Source organism: Myxococcales bacterium (genome assembly GCA_012517325.1).
In the GTDB taxonomy this organism is placed as follows: Bacteria; Lernaellota; Lernaellaia; order Lernaellales; family Lernaellaceae; genus JAAYVF01.
Genome location: JAAYVF010000062.1, coordinates 22,035 through 38,804 on the forward strand (window position 1 = coordinate 22,035; position 16,770 = coordinate 38,804).

At 58.2% G+C, this 16,770-nt stretch carries 12 protein-coding genes and 1 pseudogene; 8 read left to right on the forward strand and 5 right to left on the reverse strand.

Annotation, left to right across the window (positions count from 1 at the left end):
- The first annotated feature begins 91 nt into the window (after positions 1 to 91).
- The 7 genes from lexA to GX444_11315 all read left to right on the forward strand — a co-directional run bounded on the left by lexA (position 92) and on the right by GX444_11315 (position 10,730).
- Positions 92 to 562, forward strand: coding sequence for a repressor LexA (gene lexA / locus GX444_11285; GenBank protein NLH49171.1), 471 nt, complete (start codon positions 92 to 94; stop codon positions 560 to 562).
- A gap of 1,326 nt (positions 563 to 1,888) precedes the next feature.
- The gene (gene dnaA, locus GX444_11290) at positions 1,889 to 3,220 is read left to right on the forward strand and encodes a chromosomal replication initiator protein DnaA (GenBank protein ID NLH49172.1); all 1,332 of its coding nucleotides are present in this window, start codon (positions 1,889 to 1,891) and stop codon (positions 3,218 to 3,220) included.
- A 231-nt stretch (positions 3,221 to 3,451) separates the two neighbouring features.
- Positions 3,452 to 4,570 carry a DNA polymerase III subunit beta gene (dnaN, locus tag GX444_11295; GenBank protein ID NLH49173.1) on the forward strand — a complete coding sequence of 373 codons (1,119 nt, stop codon included), beginning with the start codon at positions 3,452 to 3,454 and terminating at the stop codon, positions 4,568 to 4,570.
- 57 nt (positions 4,571 to 4,627) lie between these two features.
- Positions 4,628 to 5,002, forward strand: a complete 375-nt coding sequence (locus tag GX444_11300) for a hypothetical protein (GenBank protein NLH49174.1) — start codon at positions 4,628 to 4,630, stop codon at positions 5,000 to 5,002.
- A 10-nt stretch (positions 5,003 to 5,012) separates the two neighbouring features.
- Positions 5,013 to 7,049, forward strand: coding sequence for a hypothetical protein (locus GX444_11305; GenBank protein ID NLH49175.1), 2,037 nt, complete (start codon positions 5,013 to 5,015; stop codon positions 7,047 to 7,049).
- Between the two features lie 187 nt (positions 7,050 to 7,236).
- Complete coding sequence (locus GX444_11310; protein ID NLH49176.1) at positions 7,237 to 9,825, forward strand: hypothetical protein; 2,589 nt, start codon at positions 7,237 to 7,239, stop codon at positions 9,823 to 9,825.
- Positions 9,822 to 10,730, forward strand: coding sequence for a glycyl-radical enzyme activating protein (locus GX444_11315; protein NLH49177.1), 909 nt, complete (start codon positions 9,822 to 9,824; stop codon positions 10,728 to 10,730). Before GX444_11310 ends, GX444_11315 begins: the two co-directional genes overlap by 4 nt.
- 160 nt (positions 10,731 to 10,890) lie before the next feature.
- Here the strand turns inward: GX444_11315 and GX444_11320 are convergent.
- Positions 10,891 to 11,031, reverse strand: a pseudogene (locus GX444_11320) (wall-associated protein).
- Between the two features lie 37 nt (positions 11,032 to 11,068).
- Between GX444_11320 and GX444_11325 the strand changes: the two are divergent.
- The gene (locus GX444_11325) at positions 11,069 to 11,482 is read left to right on the forward strand and encodes a DUF1566 domain-containing protein (protein NLH49178.1); all 414 of its coding nucleotides are present in this window, start codon (positions 11,069 to 11,071) and stop codon (positions 11,480 to 11,482) included.
- On the opposite strand, the gene GX444_11330 is transcribed toward GX444_11325, so the two are convergent.
- The 4 genes from GX444_11330 to GX444_11345 form a co-directional block, all read right to left on the reverse strand.
- Positions 11,448 to 12,083 carry a hypothetical protein gene (locus tag GX444_11330; GenBank protein ID NLH49179.1) on the reverse strand — a complete coding sequence of 212 codons (636 nt, stop codon included), beginning with the start codon at positions 12,081 to 12,083 and terminating at the stop codon, positions 11,448 to 11,450. The two genes, GX444_11325 and GX444_11330, sit on opposite strands and share 35 nt — an antisense overlap.
- Before the next feature lie 90 nt (positions 12,084 to 12,173).
- Positions 12,174 to 14,042: a tRNA uridine-5-carboxymethylaminomethyl(34) synthesis enzyme MnmG gene (gene mnmG, locus GX444_11335; GenBank protein NLH49180.1), complete on the reverse strand. Its 1,869-nt coding sequence runs from the start codon at positions 14,040 to 14,042 to the stop codon at positions 12,174 to 12,176.
- Between the two features lie 246 nt (positions 14,043 to 14,288).
- A complete protein-coding gene (locus GX444_11340) occupies positions 14,289 to 15,422 on the reverse strand; it encodes an amidohydrolase family protein (protein NLH49181.1) in 1,134 nt (377 codons plus the stop codon).
- The gene (locus tag GX444_11345) at positions 15,412 to 16,560 is read right to left on the reverse strand and encodes a glycosyltransferase family 4 protein (protein NLH49182.1); all 1,149 of its coding nucleotides are present in this window, start codon (positions 16,558 to 16,560) and stop codon (positions 15,412 to 15,414) included. Before GX444_11345 ends, GX444_11340 begins: the two co-directional genes overlap by 11 nt.
- Positions 16,561 to 16,770 lie beyond the last annotated feature (210 nt).

Below are 16,770 nucleotides of genomic sequence, written 5' to 3' on the forward strand. Positions count from 1 at the left end.
GCCAAACAAAAACAACCGCTTGACCCCATACATTTGTATGGTATATCATGGCCGCTGTTGATTGGCCCGTTGGGCACCAGGGGTTTTGCGCATGAATCCAGTTTTGACTTTGCCGGCTCGCGTTCGCCGTTTAGCCGGGCATGAGCCGGCGGCCGGTTTGCTTCGGCCGGTCGGTCGCCCGGTAAAAGTGCCGCTCGTCGGCATCATCGCCGCAGGCCGTCCGGTCGATGCGGTCGAGGTGCTCGACGAGGACGCGCTGATCGACATCCCGGCTTCCTATTTGTCGACGGGCGAGCATTTCGCGCTACGGGTGGTGGGCGATTCGATGATCGAGGACGGCATCTGCGACGGCGACCTGATCCTCGTGCGCAAGCAGGACCACGCCGAATCGGGGCAGACGGTGATCGCGCTGACCGAAGGCGAGGCCACGGTAAAAAAGCTTTATTATCATGGCGATCAAGTCGAATTGCGGCCGGCCAACGCGGCCATGCAATCGTTTTTTCTGCCGCGCGGGCGCCTGGTCATCCAGGGCTTGGTGATCAGTCTTCTGCGGCGATATTGACCGGCCGGGCGATCGAAAAATGGTTTAAATTCGCCCGAAAACTTCCCCAAAAAATGAATTTCTCCTTTTTTTTCAACAAGTTGTAACATCCTAATGGTTTACTTTAACTATTTTTTGTAAGTGATTGAAAAATTGCTTGATTTTAACTTTTTGCTTTGTTATAACCGATTCCGTTCACGGGACGGATCGGAAGGATCAGGCACTCAAAAACGTCATCAGGGGTGATGGTCAGGCGTGTGAGTTCCCTGATCCGGCTCTTTCACAAAAAAGCGTTTTGACGTGCGGCGGCTTCGGCCGCAGGCGGCGATCCACCTGGGCCCGAAAAAAAATGGGCCGGGTGGGCGCCCGATCAACGAGCCCCCAAGCCCGGCTTCTGCTGGGACCCCATATTGTTCCGGCGCCGCATGTGCCGCGTTAAAATTTATGCGGCGCCGGAATCTTCTTTTTTGGTTGTAGACCCTTTTCGTCGACAAGGCAAATCAAATCCTGAAAAACGATAGGTTTTTTATCATCGGTAAAAAAAAGAAGGTGCCTTTTTCCTGGTTGGAATCGTTGATATCGTTCGGTTTTCACGTTTATCGGCCAATTGGTTTTATTGTTGCATCCTTCCACATCGCTTTTTTTTGATTGGCGACGCACCGGGCGAAACTATCCCGCAAACCGGGTAAAAGAACTCGGTAAAGAGCGGGTACTAAAATTCAAATGGCCGGTTGATCGGGTTGGCGACCCCTTTTTCCTGGTTGTTGTACGCCCTCGAAAAATAATGAAATTTTTTACTCCGGGCGACCCGGCGGAATAAATAAGCGGGGTTGTCGACAACCTGTGGACAACTTCAAGACCTTTCTTTTCGGGGTGTCGGCGGAGCGCCTGACGAAAACCGGAAATAAAATTATGCATATAAATTATAATTTCAAAATCGAGAAAATAACGCTTGAATGACAAGGGGATCGGACATTTGAGAAAAACCATGGGTCCGGGCTGCGGCGCCTTCCCGTTTTTAAGTTAATTCATTGGAATAAAAATATACTTATCCACAGGTTGTGGATTCGTTTTCCCTTGATTTCCGCTTGGATAAAAAATCGGCAGAAAAAAATAAAAAAACAGTTGAAACCGTTTGGCCGACTTGCTAGAGATGCACCCCAGGATTTCGGTCCTTCACCTTTCCATCGGAGAATAAAGGCTACCTATCGATGGAAAATCACAGGTGAATTTGCCACTTTAGTGGCTTTGTTGATTTGGGTCAAGGCGAAAACAAACCAAATCGCTGATAAAGGACATTCGGCTGGCGGGTTCGTATTCCCCGGTCGGGTTTGGGGTTTTGAAAATATGGATACGTTGTGGATTCGTACGCTCGAAGCTTTGAAAACTCGTGTCGATTCCAAAAATTTCGCGGCCTGGTTGCAACCGCTGACGCAAATCCAAGTCAACAAAACGTATCTGCGACTGGCCGCTCCCAATAAAATGGTCCGTAAATGGTTCATCGAAAATTACCTGGCCATCGCGACCGATGCCTTGCGGAACATTGCCGGACGGGAAATCCTCATCGAGGTGGAACTGTCCGAATCGCAAATGACTTTCGATCAAAAAGTCTTTGCCGCGCCGATCAAGCCGGAACCGGCCGAAGTCAAGAAGACCAACAATAATTTGCCGAACGAATCCTATACGTTCGACAACTTCATCGTCGGTCCGTCCAACGAATTCGCCTACTCCGCCAGCTTGAACGTCACCAAATCGCCCGGCCAAGGTATGAATCCGTTGTTCATCTACGGCGGCACCGGGTTGGGGAAAACCCATCTGCTCAATGCCGTCGGCGTCAAGTTGTTGAAAAAACATAGCGATATGCGATTGATGCTGGTCTCCGCCGAAAAATTCATGAATGAGTTGATCAGCGCCATTCAGGGCAAGCGAACGACCGCCTTCCACAAAAAATACCGCAACCTCGATGCCCTGCTCATCGACGACGTGCAGATCATCGGCGGCAAGACAGCCACCCAGGAAGAATTTTTCCATACCTTCAACGCGCTGTACGAGAACGGCGCCCAGATCGTTCTGGCCTCCGACAAATACCCGCGCGAAATACCGATGCTCGAGGAACGCCTGCGCAGCCGCTTCGGCATGGGGATGATCGCCGACATCCAGGCGCCCGAACTGGAAACCCGCATGGCGATCGTGCGGAAAAAAGCCGCCTGGGAAAACATCACCCTCAGCGACGAGGTGGCTTTCTACATCGCCAGCCACATCACCAGCAACATCCGCGAACTGGAGGGCGCCTTGCGCCGGGTGGCGGCGTTCGCCGAACTTTACAACGGCCAGATCAACCTCGAGGTGGCGCGCAAGGCCTTGCGCAACCTGGTCGGCGACCCGGACCGTCCGATCGGCGTCGAACAGGTTCAAAAAGCGGTTTGCGAACTGTTCAACGTCAAACAGGCCGAATTGATCGGCACACGCAAACACAAAGCCGTCGCCGAACCGCGACAGGTGGCGATGTACCTTTCCCGGAAATTGACCCATTCCAGCTTCCCGGATATCGCGAAAAAGTTCGGCAACCGCGATCACACGACCGTGATGTACGCCTGCCGGAAAGTCGAGGATCAAGCTCGTCAGGATCCGACCCTTTTCGGAATGTTGGAAACCTTGGAAAAGACTCTCCGCAACTAAAAGGCCGGTGGATATGCCTGTGGCTTCTTTGTGGAAAATATTGTATACAACCTGTGGAATTCGTTATAATGAGCGGATCAGCACCGGTTGGCGGCGTTTTTTCCACATCGCAACTGACAGGAAAAACCCTTCCATCGGTGTAAGTTACGAACGTTATCCACGCAAAATGAAGTGAACTAAATCTACGAAGGATTTAATTCATTTAATCGAAACGAAGAAGGAAGAGAGCCGATGCAATTCACGATCGCCAAGGAAGAATTGCTCCGTGGCCTGGCGCGGGCGCAAAGCGTCATCGAGAAAAAATCGACCTTGCCCATCCTGTCCAACGTGCTGGTCGAAGCCAGCGGCAGCGTCGTGACGCTCGTGGCCACCGATTTGGAAGTTGGCGTGAAGAGCCTGTGCGAGGCGGTGGTCGAAACGGAAGGTTCGATCACGGTCAACGCCAAAAAGCTGTTTGAGATCTGCAAAGAATTGGATACCGACGAGATTCACTTGAAGGTTCTGCCGAACGATTGGGTGGAAATCAGCAGCGGTGCTTTTTCCTCGCGGTTGGTCGGTTTGAGCTCGGAAGATTATCCGGTTTTGCCGTCGGCCGACGCCGATGTTCAATTCGCGATCAACGGCGCGCTGGTTGGCGAAATGATCGACAAAACGCAATTCGCCATCAGCACCAACGAAACGCGCTATTACCTCAACGGCATTTATTTTTTGACGGCGGAAACCGATGCCGGCAAAACCCTGCGCCTGGTGGCGACCGACGGCCATCGACTGAACATGTGCGAAAAGCCGTTGCCGGCGGAAATCGATTTTTCCATCGACGGCATCATCGTTCCGAAAAAGGGCGTGGTGGAATTGCGCAAGTTGGTTTCCGAGGCGGAAGGCGATATTTCACTGGGCGTGAAAGAGCGCACCATCATCGCGCGGCGCGCCGACGTGGAACTGATCATCCGCCTGATCGACGGCGAATACCCCGATTACCAGCAGGTTGTGCCGAAAAACAACGATAAAGTGATTACCTGCCGCCTGGATCACCTGACCCGCGCCCTGCGTCGCGTGGCGGTCATGGCGACTGAACTAAATAAAGGAGTTCGGCTTTCGTTGGAACGCGGCGCCCTTGAAATTTCCTGCAACAATCCAAACCTCGGCACCGCCGAGGAACGGGTCGAGGCTATTTACGACGGGCCCGGACTCGAAATCGGTTTCAACGCCCGCTATATTCTCGACGTGCTCAATGTGATGAACAGCGAGGACGTTCTGTTGGAACTGGCCGATTCGCTTTCGCCGTGCATCATGCGTTCGCCCGGCGAGGTCGGCTTCCTGGCGGTGATCATGCCGATGCGGCTGGAATAACGGCAGGTTGAAAAAGTGACGGCTTTTCAGTCAGGCGCCAAGCCACTCTTACGACGAGTGGCTTTGTTTTTCTCGGGAAGAATTTTTCTTTTCTGCCTGGTCGGCCTGTGTGTGTTGATTTTCGGTTGCGTTGGCGACGAAAACCAGAGCGGCAGTGGCGAGGGAATCACGGGCGACGTGGGCGTGGATTGCACCGTCTTTTGTTATGCCGATTGGTGCAAGGACGACGACCAGGTCGAATGCCGGTCGACTTATTGCGTCGGTCCAATCGACGAAACCTATTGCACGATCATTTGCGATCTCGATGCGCAATGTCCGGACGGTTACCTGTGCACCGAGGGTTGTCAGACCGAAGTGTCCAAGGAACCGGTTTGTGTCAAGAAAAAGGACTACCAATACCTGCAGGAGTTGGGCTACTGCCCCGCGGACTAGGGAGGCAATGGTGAACCGGAAAAAAGGGATTTTGTTTTTATTGCTGATGATTCTGGCGGCGTTCTGGATCGGTTGCGAAAGCACGACCAGCGACCAGAAAACCTATGACGAAAAACAAATCAAGCTCAATGACGCCGATCGCGACGCGATGGCCGCCTATGTCCGGAAGTGCCTGGCCGACACTTCCGCCAAACCGGAAGGTTTTTCCGCGGCGCTGACGGGCGATTACAACAAAGACGTTTTCGTCGATATTTTCGCCGCCGGCACCGAACCGTTGCAGACGCGCGCCCGCGAGGGGAGCGTCGCCGAGTCACTGCGCCGGGCCTGCCAGCAATTGCACGAGAATCCGGCTTTTCCGACCCGTTTCGGCGCGAAATTGGACCAGGCCCGCCTGGCCATTCATATCATCGACAAGGTAAAAACCCTGCCGTCGCGCGATCTGAAAAAAATCAGCCGCGTCGTCGAGCCGGGCATTCACGGCCTGATCGTCGACGGCGCGAACGGCCGCCGCGGCTTCCAGGTCGCCGAGGAAGTCCTCTACCAGGGTTGGGGAATGAAGGGCTTTGGCGACAAGGATCGCGTCATGGGCAAGGCGATGAGCGAACTGCAACTGAAAAAGCTTTGCAAAAACGCCAAGCTCGGCGAAAACGACTGGAAAGACGAGAAAAAAACCAAGCTCTATTTCTTCACTTCCCATGATTTCGTGGAAGACAAACCGGGCGGCGGCAAGACGCTGGAAACCTACCGCGCCCACAAACTGTATGCCAAGGAAATCACGCGCAGCCAATTGCTGGAAGCGGCCTGGATGGCGGCGCGCAACCTGGCCTACAACACCAAAGACGACGGCATGATGGGCTATCACCAACGCCCGGAAGTCGACCGCTTCGCCAAGGGCTACAACATCGTCCGTCACGCGGGCGCGGTGTGGGGCCTGTTCACCGCTTACAAGGCGACCGGCGACGTCGAATTGCTCAACGCCGGCCTGCGGGCGTTGAAGTACCTCATTCCCAACATCAAAATCGCCGCCGAGGATCCGAACGTCGCCTATCTCGACTACCAGGGGCAGTCCATCCTGGGCACCAACGCCCTGACCGCGATGGCGCTGGTGGATATTCCGCCCGAACTGCTGACGCCGGAATGGAAAACGTTGCGCGAAAAGCTGGGCAACGGCGTCATCGCCTTCCAGGTGGCGGACGGCCAGTTCTACGCGTCCTGGAGCCAGAAATTGAAGGGCGGCCCGGTGCCGAGTCCGCAACCGCGTTACTATCCGGGCGAGGCTTTCCTGTCGCTGGTCAGCCTGTACGAGACCGATCCGCAGCCCAAGTGGCTGGCGGCCGCGAAAAAGTGCGCTGAGGCCCAGATGCGCGAGTGGGACAAAGACCCGAAACAGCAACCCGACGCCTGGGTCGTGCAGGCGATGAGCAAACTGTATCGCATCGAGAAAAACGAAAAGTATCCGCAGTACGTCTTCAAAATGGTCAACTGGCACTTCGGCCATCAATGGGGCATGCCGGAAAAACACGAGGGCAAACTGCCCTTCAAAGATTACTTCGGCGGCGCGGACAACTCGACTCCGCCGCGCTCCACCCCGACCAGCGCCCGCAACGAAGCCAACGCCGAGGCTTGGCACCTGGCCAAGCTCGTCGGCAACCAGGAAATGACGCAAAAGCTCGGCGACGCGGTCATGGCTTCCTACTGGCACAACCTCGTCGATCAGTTCATGCCGGAAACGGTTTACTACCTGCCCGCCCCCGAAAAGGCGGTGGGCGGCATCCGCGGCGCGCTGATCTCCAACGACATCCGGATCGACTACGATCAGCACTTCCTCAGCTCGGCGATCAACGGCCTGGATCTGGCCGAGGAACGCTACGGGGTCGGCGAATTCAGCCCGCTGTCCAAGGGTAAGATCCTCGACGTACACAAGCTCGGCCTCAATCCGGCCGAGGCCGCCAAACAGTTGGGCGGCGCCGCGCCGGCGGCCCCGGCTCCCGCCGCGGCTCCCGCCCCCGCGCCCGAGGCTCCGAAAGCCAAGAAAAAAACCAAGTAAACGATCGGTCGAAAAAAACAAAAAAGGCGACGCACCGGCGCCGCCTTTTTTATTGTCGACTACCCGAACGCCGATTGTTTTTTTACCGATCACCGGCAACCCTTTTCCGGACAACCCCTTGCCAATGCCGCGCTTTCTCGGCAAGCTGGGCGCGCGAACGAGCGGTACGATTGTTGGAGTGAATGAGATGGTTCAAGACGAACAACCCAGGGATCTTTCGAACCGCATCAACCGGATGCGCCGGCGTTACCAGACCGAAAAGCCGGTCATTTCCATTCAGCGGGCGAAATTTTTCACCGAAAAGTGGCGCGAACTCGAGACCTCCGGCCTGCCGCTGGGCATGCGCGTCGCTTACGCGATCAAGAACGTCTACGAAAAAATGACGCATCATCTCGATCCGGACGACCGGTTGGCCGGCGCCTGGACCGAGCATTTTCTCGGCTGGCCGATCGACATCGAGCGCGGGCTGTTCAACGATGTGTTGAAGGTCGAACTGAGCAAAAGCACGATGCTCGCCTACCAGACGCGCGCCTATTCGCGGTTCATGGGTTACCTGGTCCGCCGCCACGGACCCAAGGGCGCGGCGAAGTTGCTGAAAAACAGCGCCGGACTGGGCCCAACGCCGGTCAACGTCGGCCTCAAGACGCTGCTGGACCGTGAAATCAACGCCTTCGCCATCGACCCGGCCGACAACCGGGTATTGCAGAAGGAACTGTTGCCCTATTGGCGCGGCCGTTCGGTGGCCGACCGCCTGGCCGAGGAACTGCGCGCGGCCGGCCTGCCCGACGGCGAAATGGCCCGGTTCATCGACGGTGTGCCCAACACCCCCTCCAAACAGGTGTTCATCGTCGGCGTCGGGGCGTCCATCGCCGCCTACCAGGGCCACCTGGTGCTCGATCACGAAAGCGTTCTGCGCCTGGGCCTGCTGGAGATGCGGCGCGAAGTCGACGAGCGGCTGGCCGGCCTGGCGGAAACCGACGGCGAGGGGCGCGATTTTCTGTTGTCGCTGGCGATTTCGCTCGACGGTCTGATGGTGTTCTGCCGCCGGCTGGCCGACCGGATCGAGGAAGCGTTGCTGGCGGAACGCGAGCCGCGGCGCAAGGCCGAACTCGGGCGGCTGCTGGCGATCTGCCGCCGCGTGCCGCTCCATCCGGCGGTCGATTTTCGCGAGGCCGTGCAGGCGTTGTGGACCCACCGGGTCGCCGTCGAACTGGCGCACCCCGACAACGTTCACGCCTACGGCCGGCTCGATCAACTGCTGTATCCGTACTATCACGCCGACCGCGCCGCCGACCGCCTGTCGCGCGAGGAAGCGCGGGAACTGCTCGAGGAATTGCTTCTCAAGGTCATGGCGCAAAACATCCGGCCGGAATCGAATTTTCTCGGCAATTTTTACCTGCGCTACGAGGGCTCGACGCCGATCACCCTGGGCGGCCGCCGGCGCGACGGCGCCGACGCGGTCAACGATCTGACCTACCTGTTGTTGGAGGCGGCCGATCGTTCCAAGAGCGTGACCAGCATCGTCGTGCGGGTTCATCGCGACACGCCCGACGAGCTGTACGGCGCGGTGGCCGACCGCCTCGCCGGCGGCACGGCGAGCTTCTCGTTCATGAACGACGAGGTGCTGATCCCGGCCATGGAGCGTTACGGCTACGCGGCCGAGGACGCGCGCGATTACGCCATCACCGGCTGCACGGATCTGCTCGCGCCCGGCAAGACCGGCGGTATGGGCTTCGCCGGTTTGCTGCTGGGCCGCCTGCTCGACCTGACGTTGCACAACGGCGACGCCCGGATGCTGCTGGGCCCGATCGCCGGCGCCGGCCCGCGCACCGGCGAGCCGGATTCGTTCGCCGATTTCGCGGCGCTGCTCAACGCGTTTTTCGTCCAGGCCGACCACCAGGTGAAACTTTGCCTATCGGCTTCCAACCTGCGTGACCGCGTGTTCGCCGACCTGCTGCCGGCGCCGATGATCTCCGCCTTCATTCGGGGCTGCGCCGACCGCCGCCGCGACGTCACCCGCGGCGGGGCCGATTACAACCTCACCGGCATCAACATGATCAACAGCCTGGCGAACGTGATCGATTCGCTGTACGTCATCCGGCGGCTCGTGTACGAGGAAAAACGGTTCTCGCTCGGCGCTTTGGTGCGGGCGACGGACGAAAACTTCGTCGGCCACGAGGCAATTCTCGCCGCGGTGCGGGAAGTGAGTGGCAAGTGGGGCAACGGCGAGCCGGAGTGCGACGCCCTCGCCCGCGAATTCACCGACCGGCTCTTCGCCCTGGTCGAGAAGCGGTCGACCTTCAAGGGCGGTCCGGTGGCGCCGTTCCTCAACAGCATGACCTCGCACACCCTCGACGGCCGCCTGTCGCCGGCGACGCCCGACGGCCGCCGGGCCGCGACGCCCTACGCCGCCAGTTGCAACCCGTACAACGTCGAACGCGCCGGCCTGACCGGCGTGCTGCGCTCGGTCGCCGCGCTAGATTTCACGCGACAGCTCGGCTGCGCCGTCAACATCCGCCAGCATCCGTCGGCGCTGGGCGCGCACCCCGAAACGCGCCGGAAGTGGATCGACCTCGTGCGGACCTACTTCCGCCTCGGCGGCGCGCAACTTCAGCCCACGGTGGCTTCGGCCGACACCTTGCGCGCCGCGCAACGTCGGCCGGACGAGCACCGCGACCTGATCGTCAAGGTCGGCGGCTACAGCACCTATTTCGTCGACCTCGGGCGCGAGATTCAGGACGAGATCATCGCCCGCACGGAGCACCAGGCGACATGAACGGCATCGTTTTCGACCTGCAGTACAACGCGCTTCACGACGGGCCGGGCATCCGTACGCTGATCTTTCTGAAGGGCTGCCCGCTCGATTGCGCCTGGTGCCACAACCCCGAGTCCAAGGCGCTCGGCCTCGAAATGGCCTTTTGCCGCGACCGGTGCGTCGCCTGCGGCCGCTGCGTCGAGGTCTGCCCGCGCCAGGCGGTGCATTTGCACGACAAAACGATCCATCGGCTGGCCGATCGTTGCACGGTCTGCGGCGAATGCGCGGCGGCGTGCCAACAAAAGGCGCTGGAAAAAATCGGGCGCGAAATTTCGGCGGCCGCCGTGGTCGAGGCGGCACGGCGCGACCGGCCGTTTTACGAGCAGTCGGGCGGCGGCGCGACGTTTTCCGGCGGCGAGCCGACCATCCAGCTGGATTTTCTGCTGGCGGCGGCGCAGGCGCTTCGCGCCGACGGCATTCACGTCGCTCTCGAGACGTGCGGCCTGTTTCCGGCGGCGCGGCGCGCGGATCTCGCGGCGGCGATCGATCTGTTTCTCTTCGACCTCAAGTTGATCGACGACGGCGCGCACCGGCGCTGGACCGGCTCGCCGAACGAAAAGATCCTCGAAAATTTTGCCTGGCTGGCCGCGGCCCTGCCCCCCGAACGGCTGTGGGCGCGGCTGCCGGTGATTCCGGGCGTCACGGATACGCCCGCCGCCTTGCGGCAACTCGTCGAATACCTGCAATGGACCGGCTTTCGCGGCCCGGTCCACCTCATGCCCTACAACCGCCTCGCTAAAAACAAATGGGAAAAAATGGGCCGCGGCGACGATTACCGCGACTTCGGCGAACTCGCCCCCGCCGCCCTCGCCGCCGTGGCGAAACGCTTCGCCGCCGCGGGTTTCGCGGTGACCGTCAGCGAATAAATTTTCTTCTGGTCCGCGTCAAGTAACGCTAAAATGAGTTAGTGAAGATCGGCGCCATCCGAAAGGGATCGGGACGGGAGGACCGGATGAAAAAATATTGGTTGGGGTTGGTTCTGATGTTTTTTTGCGTTGGCTTGGCCTTTGTCGCTTGTCGGCAAACCGACGACGATGACGAAGATGACGCCGGGTCGGGTCCGGATCTGATTTCGGACGATGAGGATGGCGACGACGACGATGACGACGATGACGATGATGATGACAATGATGACAATGATGACGACAACGATAACGACGATGACGATACTCCGGGCGATGTCTGGACCGATTCGCTTTCGGGTTTGCAGTGGCAAAACGGCGATGCTCCCGGCTTGAATTGGGAAAAGGCCAAAAGCCATTGCGCGAATTTGAATTGGGGCGGCTTTGACGATTGGCGATTACCGACGGTTTCCGAGCTGCGCAGTTTTATCCGAGGGTGCGACAACACGGCAGCCGGCGGCGCCTGTGGAGTGACGGACGAGTGCCTGGCCTATATGAGTTGCTGGGATCCGCCTTGTGAAGGTTGCGGCTACTTTGGCGGTCCCGGCCGTGGCGGGCGTTATTGGCCGGCCGAACTGGCCGGTAATGGCTGGATTTATTGGTCCTCCTCGCAGGTGGTCGAGAATCACGACACGGCGTGGCGGGTCCATTTTACCAACGGCCTGGTTAGCTACAACGACACTACCTATCTCTATTTCGCTCGTTGCGTTCGCTAGCCGCCAGCCGGCGGCCAAGGCGAAAGGCCTTGTCCAGGTAAGGTTCGACGCCGCGCTTTTCGAGCGCTCCGGCATAGAACGAGCCGATCGTTTCGGCGTTCAGCGAATCGCGAATGCTGCTCGAAATATAGGGGGTCGCTTCGTCGCAAAAGCGGCGGAAGAACGGCGGCACGACGCCCGCCGAAACGATGATCGCCGCCCGGCGCGGCTTGGGGTCGCGCGGCAACGGGCAGCCGGTAATGGTCAAAATGCGCCGTTCGGGTTTGGCGAAGGTCCAGCAGACGCGTTCGAGAAAGGCCGTCAGGATGCCCGGCGGGTAACCCATGTGCACCGGCGTGCCGAAAATCAGGCGGTCGGCCGCCGCCAGTTTTTCGGCGAGGATGTCCATGTCGTCGCGGATCGCGCAGCGGGCGTAGGGTCCGGGCGCCCGGCTGTCGCGGCAGCTCAGGCAGTTTTTGCAGAACTCGATGCGGTAGTCGAACAGGTTGATCTTTTCGCCGCGCCCCGCCGGCTCGCGGCTTGCGGCGCCCTCGAGCGCCCGCTCCACCAACCGGTCCGTGCTCTTCCCCTTCCGCCCCGCGACAATCGCCAGCAGGTTCATGGCCGACTCCTTGGTTTGGCGACAAAATTGCCAATAAGTCCGTGCGGACAAATAATATCGCGAGTTTCCGAAGATTGCCAAGAATGGGGTTTATTTATATTTCTTTTTATGCAGATAAATCATCAGCACTTGGAGGGCGGCGGGGGTGACGCCGGGGATGCGGCCGGCCTGGCCGAGGGTGCGGGGACGGACGGCGGCCAGCTTGCCGGCGATTTCGGTAGAGAGGCCGGGCAATTCGCGATAAGGTAAATCATCAGGAAGTTCAATGGCTTCCGATTCACTGAGCCGCCGTGCCGATTGTTCCTGCCGGTCGAGGTAGCCGTGATAGTGGATCTGGATTTCGATCTGCTCGATGATTTCTTCGGCGAGCGGCGGTCGCGCCGAATCGAGCGGCGCCAAGGCCGCGTAATCGAGTTCGTCGCGCCGCAACAACTCAGCCAGCGAGGTCTTGTTGTGAATCGGCGCCGAACCCCTGCTTTGCAGAAAATCCAGCACGCCGGCCGTCGGGGTGACGAAGGTCTGCGCGAGCCGCGCGGTCTCGGCGGCGATCGCCCGCAGTTTTTCGTCGAGCCGGCGGGATCGCTCGGCGGACACGAGGCCGAGCGAGGCGGCCAGCGGGGTCAGGCGCTGGTCGGCGTTGTCCTCGCGCAGCAGCAAGCGATACTCGGCGCGGCTGGTGAACATGCGATAGGGTTCCTCGGTGCCCTTGGTGACCAGATCGTCGATCAACACGCCGATCATCGCCTGGTCGCGACGCAGGATCAGCGGCTCGCGCCCCCATATTTTGTGTACAGCATTGATTGCCGCCACAAGCCCTTGTGCCGCAGCTTCTTCGTAGCCGCTTGTGCCGTTGATCTGGCCGGCGAAAAACAGATTTTCAAGGCTTTTGACTTCCAGCCACGGGTGCAGGTGGATCGGGTTCAGGTAGTCGTATTCGATCGCGTAGCCGGGGCGGACGATCTCGGCCTTTTCGAGCCCCGGCAGGCTATGGATCATCGCCGCTTGCACGTCGATCGGCAGGCTGGTGGAGATGCCGTTCGGGTAAACCTCGGTGGTGCCCCGCCCTTCCGGCTCCAGAAAGATTTGATGCGCCGCGCGATCGGGGAAACGCACGATTTTATCCTCGATGCTTGGGCAGTAGCGCGCCCCGACACCCTTAATCACTCCGGAATACAAGGGGCTGCGGTCCAGCCCCTGCCGAATGATATCCCGAGTTTTTTCATTGGTGTAGGTGATGTGGCAAGGAATCTGCTCGACCGGATGCGGCGGGGTTTCGAAACTGAAAAAGGCCGGCTTTTCGTCGCCCGGCTGCACGGTCAACGGCGAATAGTCGATTGTGGTGCCGTCGAGGCGGGCCGGGGTGCCGGTTTTCAAGCGGCCGAGCGGCAAGCCAAGCTCGATCAGGTGTTCCGACAGCGAATTGCTGGGCGCTTCGCCCAAACGCCCGCCGGCGAAATGGGTCAAACCGATGTGCAACAGGCCACGCAGAAAGGTTCCGGTGGTTAACACGGTCGCGCCGGCCAGATAACGACGACCGGAGCGGCCTTCCGCGCCAAAGACTTTTCGCCCGTCGACCACCAGGCGTTCGATCGAATCTTGCCGCAGATGAATATTCGGCTCGCGCTCGATGATTTCGCGCATCATCTGGCTATAAGAGGCCATGTCGGATTGACAGCGGCGCGACCGGACGGCGGCGCCTTTTTTGGTTCCCAGGCGGCGGAATTGAATCGCCGTGGCGTCGGCCACCTTGCCCATGATTCCGCCAAGGGCATCGATTTCGCACACCAGGTGGCCTTTGGCCATGCCGCCGATGCACGGGTTGCACGACATCCGAGCGATGGCCTCGACATTGGTCGTCACCAGGCCGACCCGCGCCCCTAGCCTGGCTGCCGCGTGAGCCGCCTCGACCCCCGCGTGGCCGGCGCCGATGACCAGAATATCGAAATGTTCGTCCAGCATGATCCCGCCTTTGTTTCACGTGAAACAATACAGGAAAGCGACCAAAAATCAATCGGTTCACGAGTCAAGAAAGAGGCGAATGTGGAATGGCGAATGGGGAATGTGGAATGGCGAATGTAAGAGCGAATGCGAAATGTAAGAGCGGCTTAGCAGCCGCGATACCACCCAGGCCGTAAATAATAATGGGAAATGCGGAATGGCGAATGAGGAATTAGTCAAATGAAAACGGGCAATTAGCCGATTGTTTCACGTGAAACAAGGCGCCTGGTCGATGACGCAGTACAAGCCCGGCTCTTTTTCGACCGGGAGAAGGAGATCGGCGTTCGGCACCAGGTGACGAGATGACTCGCGGCAAAGAACTACCCGGCCGTTCAGAATGACCATTTCCAGCGTGTCCCGCCCCAATTCGAAAATCGCCGATTCGACCGAATCCGCGCGCCACACGGCAAAATCGGCATAGTGGCCCTCGCGGATTCTACCGGCTGGAATTTGAAAGGCCGAGGCCCCCAAATTGGTCACAGCGTCCAGTAGTTGGTGGCGATCAAGATGGCCAAGACGATCGGCTCGTTGTAAGGCGGCTAAAAGCCCCTGACCTCCATCACGTCTCGAACCGGCGCCGATCAACACTTGCAAGCCGGTTTGTTTCAAGACATCGGCGTTGATCGTCCGACCGAAAACATATTCGTCGGTCAACGGTCGCCAAATCAGAAAAGAACCGGCGGCGGCCAAATGGCGGCTGCCGTTGGGGGTCAGGGCGACCCCACCGACGGCCATCAGATTCGGCGCCAGCATGCCCCATTCCGAGGCGAGCTGTAACTCTCGGGATTTTGCCCTGCTGTCGCCGTCGGCCAAGGAAACAAAGACCGGTTCGCTACGGGCCTGAACAAATTTTTTCGCCGGATTCTTCTCTATAATTAAGGAAGAGATCCAGGTCGACCAAGGCAGACGGATCGATACCGGAAGTGTATTCGGCCGGCGAGGGCTGGCGACGGTGGTGACGCCGTTTTTCAACGAATCCAAGAAACCCGCGTTGAAGCGAATATCTCCCGCTTTGTTTGCCTGCTGAATGATCTCGGCAAATTCGACTTCCAGTTCGTTTTGGCGCTTTTCACGATCCAGATAGGGGCCCGGTTTGAGTGGCGAAAAGCAATCCTCATCCAGGGGATGTTCGGCATCGATCAAACCGGGCGTGACCAACATTCCATCGAGATCAAGGCTATCGCTTCGATGGTGATGGGAAAGATTGCCGATTTTTTCGATATGGTTGTCCCGGATCTGAAGATTGGTTTGGACAACACCCTCCGGAGTTGCAAAACGACCGTTACTCAGCATAAGTGAATAAGGTCCCTCAACGGATTGTTTTTTTCTCCTAAACCACATTTTTTTTTCTCGCTTGGTGGACTTGTTGGTACACTTGGTATGTGCGGCGAGCACAATCATCCCAGGAAAATTTTGCGGCCTGTACCGGCCCGAGTTTGGAATACTTCGTTCGATAGGCTTCATCGGTCGCCAAGCGACCCATGGCTTCCGCGAGGCCTTGTACATCACCAGGATGAACTAATATTCCTGCATTATCAACAACTTCCGGCAAACTTGCCGTCTGGCTGACGATGACCGGCGTGCCGCATGCCATGGCCTCGAGCGGCGGCAATCCAAAACCTTCATACCACGAAGGATAAACCAAGGCGGTGGCGTTGCCATAAAGGCCGGACAAATCGTCATGTGGAACCGAGCCGAGCAGTCGCACGCGATCGGCAACATTATATCGCCCGGCTGCGGCAACCAGGTCGCCAGTCAGCCAACCCTCGCCACCCGCCAGCAGAAGCTCATGCGGCAATGGCTTGTTTTGCAGCATCAGTGAAAAGGCGGCCAGAATATTTTCGATGTTTTTTCGAGGTTGCAAGGTGCCGACAAACAAGAAAAACGGCTGTAACAAATCGTAACGAATTTTTATATTTTCTTTGATTTCATTTGTAACATTTTGAAAAATAGATGATAATCCATAATTGATAACAGTTATTTTGCTATCATCAATGCCGGCTAGTTCCATGATGTCGCGTTTGGTCGAATTTGAAATGGTAATGATGTGATCGGCCAGACGGATGCTGCGTAACCCCACGTACTGTTTGTAATAGCGCCGCCGAGTGTCGTACATCAAGGGCAGGCGGTAAAAAGCCAGATCATGAACCGTGATGACGATCGGCAGACGCTTGTTGAAAAGCGGCGCGGCGTGGTCCAGATAGTGAAGCACATCCATTCCGGCCCGCGCCGCTCGGCCAGGTAAAACGAGCTGCTCCCAACAGATCCGCGGAACGCTGCCTTTTCCGGGCCATTCGGTGGAATCGATCGCTGATTCGGGCTGAAAACGACGAACCTTTTCTTCGCCGTTCAATAGAAAAAGTCGAATGGATTCGTTGGCAGCCGGGATTTTTGCGAAGGCTTTCAAGAGGTGAAAGGCATAGTTGCCGATACCGGTCTCACGATCGAGCGCTTTTTGGGCGTTGATGCCAATTCGCAACGCAAGGCTCCTGCCTCCCTTGATGAATTTTAAACGCTTTGATACAAACTGGCAAGTAAGAAACACTAGATGTTTATACTTAGGCAATATGTCCCCTTAACTGTGCAGCAAAAATGTCCCCTTGGTTACGTAGAGTTCGGAGCCGAGGCCTGATAGACCCACGTCCAGTTGGTTGTTCCCTTTCGATTTTCCGTTTTGCATCGGGCTTTG